Genomic DNA, 5,082 nt, shown 5'->3' on the forward strand with positions numbered 1-5,082 from the left:
ATCGAGGGGTTTTTGTTTGGAGAGTTTGATCCTGGCTCAGGACGAACGCTGGCGGCGTGCTTAACACATGCAAGTCGAACGGAAAGGCCCCTTCGGGGGTACTCGAGTGGCGAACGGGTGAGTAACACGTGGGTAATCTGCCCTGCACTTCGGGATAAGCCTGGGAAACTGGGTCTAATACCGGATAGGACCATTTAGCGCATGCTTTATGGTGGAAAGCTTTTGCGGTGTGGGATGGGCCCGCGGCCTATCAGCTTGTTGGTGGGGTGACGGCCTACCAAGGCGACGACGGGTAGCCGGCCTGAGAGGGTGTCCGGCCACACTGGGACTGAGATACGGCCCAGACTCCTACGGGAGGCAGCAGTGGGGAATATTGCACAATGGGCGCAAGCCTGATGCAGCGACGCCGCGTGGGGGATGACGGCCTTCGGGTTGTAAACCTCTTTCACCATCGACGAAGGTCCGGGTTTTCTCGGATTGACGGTAGGTGGAGAAGAAGCACCGGCCAACTACGTGCCAGCAGCCGCGGTAATACGTAGGGTGCGAGCGTTGTCCGGAATTACTGGGCGTAAAGAGCTCGTAGGTGGTTTGTCGCGTTGTTCGTGAAATCTCACGGCTTAACTGTGAGCGTGCGGGCGATACGGGCAGACTGGAGTACTGCAGGGGAGACTGGAATTCCTGGTGTAGCGGTGGAATGCGCAGATATCAGGAGGAACACCGGTGGCGAAGGCGGGTCTCTGGGCAGTAACTGACGCTGAGGAGCGAAAGCGTGGGGAGCGAACAGGATTAGATACCCTGGTAGTCCACGCCGTAAACGGTGGGTACTAGGTGTGGGTTTCCTTCCTTGGGATCCGTGCCGTAGCTAACGCATTAAGTACCCCGCCTGGGGAGTACGGCCGCAAGGCTAAAACTCAAAGGAATTGACGGGGGCCCGCACAAGCGGCGGAGCATGTGGATTAATTCGATGCAACGCGAAGAACCTTACCTGGGTTTGACATGCACAGGACGCGTCTAGAGATAGGCGTTCCCTTGTGGCCTGTGTGCAGGTGGTGCATGGCTGTCGTCAGCTCGTGTCGTGAGATGTTGGGTTAAGTCCCGCAACGAGCGCAACCCTTGTCTCATGTTGCCAGCGGGTAATGCCGGGGACTCGTGAGAGACTGCCGGGGTCAACTCGGAGGAAGGTGGGGATGACGTCAAGTCATCATGCCCCTTATGTCCAGGGCTTCACACATGCTACAATGGCCGGTACAAAGGGCTGCGATGCCGCAAGGTTAAGCGAATCCTTTTAAAGCCGGTCTCAGTTCGGATCGGGGTCTGCAACTCGACCCCGTGAAGTCGGAGTCGCTAGTAATCGCAGATCAGCAACGCTGCGGTGAATACGTTCCCGGGCCTTGTACACACCGCCCGTCACGTCATGAAAGTCGGTAACACCCGAAGCCAGTGGCCTAACCCTTGGGAGGGAGCTGTCGAAGGTGGGATCGGCGATTGGGACGAAGTCGTAACAAGGTAGCCGTACCGGAAGGTGCGGCTGGATCACCTCCTTTCTAAGGAGCACCACGAAAAGCACTCCAATTGGTGGGGTGCAAGCCGTGAGGGGTTTTCGTCTGTAGTGGACGAAAGCCGGGTGCACAACAGCAGATTAATTGCCAGACACACTATTGGGCCCTGAGGCAACACTCCGTTTTATTGAGTGGTGTCCCCCCATCTTGGTGGTGGGGTGTGGTGTTTGAGTATTGGATAGTGGTTGCGAGCATCTACGGATGCGCTGCCCTCGTGGTGGCGTGTCCATAAATGTGTAATTTTTATCTTTGGTTTTTGTGTTAGTAAGTGTCTAAGGGCGCATGGTGAATGCCTTGGCATCGAGAGCCGATGAAGGACGTGGGAGGCTGCGATATGCCTCGGGGAGCTGTCAACCGAGCGTTGATCCGAGGATTTCCGAATGGGGAAACCCAGCACGAGTTATGTCGTGTTACCCGTATCTGAATATATAGGGTGCGGGAGGGAACGCGGGGAAGTGAAACATCTCAGTACCCGTAGGAAGAGAAAACAATTGTGATTCCGCTAGTAGTGGCGAGCGAACGTGGAACATGGCTAAACCGCACGCATGCGATACCGGGTAGGGGTTGTGTGTGCGGGGTTGTGGGATTGATACGTCTCAGCTCTACCTGGCTGAGGGGCAGTCAGAAAGTGTCGTAGTTAGCGGAAGTGGCCTGGGATGGTCCGCCATAGACGGTGAGAGCCCGGTACGCGAAAACCCGGCACCTGCCTTGTATCAACTCCCGAGTAGCAGCGGGCCCGTGGAATCCGCTGTGAATCTGCCGGGACCACCCGGTAAGCCTAAATACTTCTCGATGACCGATAGCGGATTAGTACCGTGAGGGAATGGTGAAAAGTACCCCGGGAGGGGAGTGAAAGAGTACCTGAAACCGTGTGCCTACAATCCGTCAGAGCCTCCTTGTGGGGTGATGGCGTGCCTTTTGAAGAATGAGCCTGCGAGTCAGGGACATGTCGCGAGGTTAACCCGTGTGGGGTAGCCGCAGCGAAAGCGAGTCTGAATAGGGCGTATCCCCGTAAGGGGTGTAGTGGCGTGTTCTGGACCCGAAGCGGAGTGATCTACCCATGGCCAGGGTGAAGCGCGGGTAAGACCGCGTGGAGGCCCGAACCCACTTAGGTTGAAGACTGAGGGGATGAGTTGTGGGTAGGGGTGAAAGGCCAATCAAACTCCGTGATAGCTGGTTCTCCCCGAAATGCATTTAGGTGCAGCGTTACGTGTTTCACCACGGAGGTAGAGCTACTGGATGGCCGATGGGCCCTACTAGGTTACTGACGTCAGCCAAACTCCGAATGCCGTGGTGTATAGCGTGGCAGTGAGACGGCGGGGGATAAGCTCCGTACGTCGAAAGGGAAACAGCCCAGATCGCCGGCTAAGGCCCCAAAGCGTGTGCTAAGTGGAAAAGGATGTGCAGTCGCAAAGACAACCAGGAGGTTGGCTTAGAAGCAGCCACCCTTGAAAGAGTGCGTAATAGCTCACTGGTCAAGTGATTGTGCGCCGACAATGTAGCGGGGCTCAAGCACACCGCCGAAGCCGCGACAACCGCAAGGTTGGGTAGGGGAGCGTCCCCCATTCTGCGAAGCCGCCGGGTAACCGGTGGTGGAGGGTGGGGGAGTGAGAATGCAGGCATGAGTAGCGATAAGGCAAGTGAGAACCTTGCCCGCCGTAAGACCAAGGGTTCCTGGGCCAGGCCAGTCCGCCCAGGGTGAGTCGGGACCTAAGGCGAGGCCGACAGGCGTAGTCGATGGACAACGGGTTGATATTCCCGTACCCGTGTGTGAGCGTCCCTGACGAATCAGCGGTACTAACCACCCAAATCCGGATCGACCATTCCCCTTCGGGGGCATGGAGTTTCGGGGCTGCGTGGGACCTTCGCTGGTAGTAGTCAAGCAATGGGGTGACGCAGGAAGGTAGCCGTACCAGTCAGTGGTAATACTGGGGCAAGCCTGTAGGGAGAGCGATAGGCAAATCCGTCGCTCACTAATCCTGAGAGGTGATGCATAGCCGATTGAGGTGAATTCGGTGATCCTCTGCTGCCAAGAAAAGCCTCTAGCGAGCGCACACACGGCCCGTACCCCAAACCAACACAGGTGGTCAGGTAGAGCATACCGAGGCGTACGAGATAACTATGGTTAAGGAACTCGGCAAAATGCCCCCGTAACTTCGGGAGAAGGGGGACCGGCATACCGTGAACAGCTTTTCGCTGGGAGCGGGAACCGGTCGCAGAAACCAGTGAGAAGCGACTGTTTACTAAAAACACAGGTCCGTGCGAAGTCGCAAGACGATGTATACGGACTGACGCCTGCCCGGTGCTGGAAGGTTAAGAGGACCCGTTAACCCGCAAGGGTGAAGCGGAGAATTTAAGCCCCAGTAAACGGCGGTGGTAACTATAACCATCCTAAGGTAGCGAAATTCCTTGTCGGGTAAGTTCCGACCTGCACGAATGGCGTAACGACTTCTCAACTGTCTCAACCATAGACTCGGCGAAATTGCACTACGAGTAAAGATGCTCGTTACGCGCGGCAGGACGAAAAGACCCCGGGACCTTCACTACAACTTGGTATTGGTGTTCGGTACGGTTTGTGTAGGATAGGTGGGAGACTTTGAAGCAGTTACGCCAGTAATTGTGGAGTCGTTGTTGAAATACCACTCTGATCGTATTGGACACCTAACGTCGAACCGTATATCCGGTTCACGGACAGTGCCTGGCGGGTAGTTTAACTGGGGCGGTTGCCTCCTAAAATGTAACGGAGGCGCCCAAAGGTTCCCTCAACCTGGACGGCAATCAGGTGTTGAGTGTAAATGCACAAGGGAGCTTGACTGCGAGACCTACAAGTCAAGCAGGGACGAAAGTCGGGATTAGTGATCCGGCACCCCCGAGTGGAAGGGGTGTCGCTCAACGGATAAAAGGTACCCCGGGGATAACAGGCTGATCTTCCCCAAGAGTCCATATCGACGGGATGGTTTGGCACCTCGATGTCGGCTCGTCGCATCCTGGGGCTGGAGCAGGTCCCAAGGGTTGGGCTGTTCGCCCATTAAAGCGGCACGCGAGCTGGGTTTAGAACGTCGTGAGACAGTTCGGTCTCTATCCGCCGCGCGCGTCAGAAACTTGAGGAAACCTGTCCCTAGTACGAGAGGACCGGGACGGACGAACCTCTGGTACACCAGTTGTCCCACCAGGGGCACCGCTGGATAGCCACGTTCGGACAGGATAACCGCTGAAAGCATCTAAGCGGGAAACCTTCTCCAAGATCAGGTTTCTCACCCTTTTAGAGGGATAAGGCCCCCCGCAGAACACGGGATCGATAGGCCAGACCTGGAAGCCCAGCAATGGGTGCAGGGAACTGGCACTAACCGGCCGAAAACTTACCAACACACATCGCAACCACATTCCATGCCTACGGCAATTGCCGTGGCACCACACCCCCCACCAGAACACTTGAATGAAAAATAAATAGAGTTACGGCGGCCACAGCGACAGGGAAACGCCCGGTCCCATCCCGAACCCGGAAGCTAAGCCTGTCAGCGCC

The 5,082-nt window shown here is 56.5% G+C and carries 3 rRNA genes; all 3 read left to right on the top strand.

The window, feature by feature from the left end:
- Positions 1 to 13 precede the first annotated feature (13 nt).
- Positions 14 to 1,544, top strand: a 16S ribosomal RNA gene (locus tag A5736_RS15160).
- 277 nt (positions 1,545 to 1,821) lie between these two features.
- A 23S ribosomal RNA gene (locus A5736_RS15165) occupies positions 1,822 to 4,926 on the top strand.
- Between the two features lie 87 nt (positions 4,927 to 5,013).
- A 5S ribosomal RNA gene (gene rrf, locus A5736_RS15170) occupies positions 5,014 to 5,082 on the top strand; the annotation flags it as partial.

This window comes from Mycobacterium sp. SP-6446, from assembly GCF_001954045.1.
In the GTDB taxonomy this organism is placed as follows: domain Bacteria; phylum Actinomycetota; class Actinomycetes; order Mycobacteriales; family Mycobacteriaceae; genus Mycobacterium.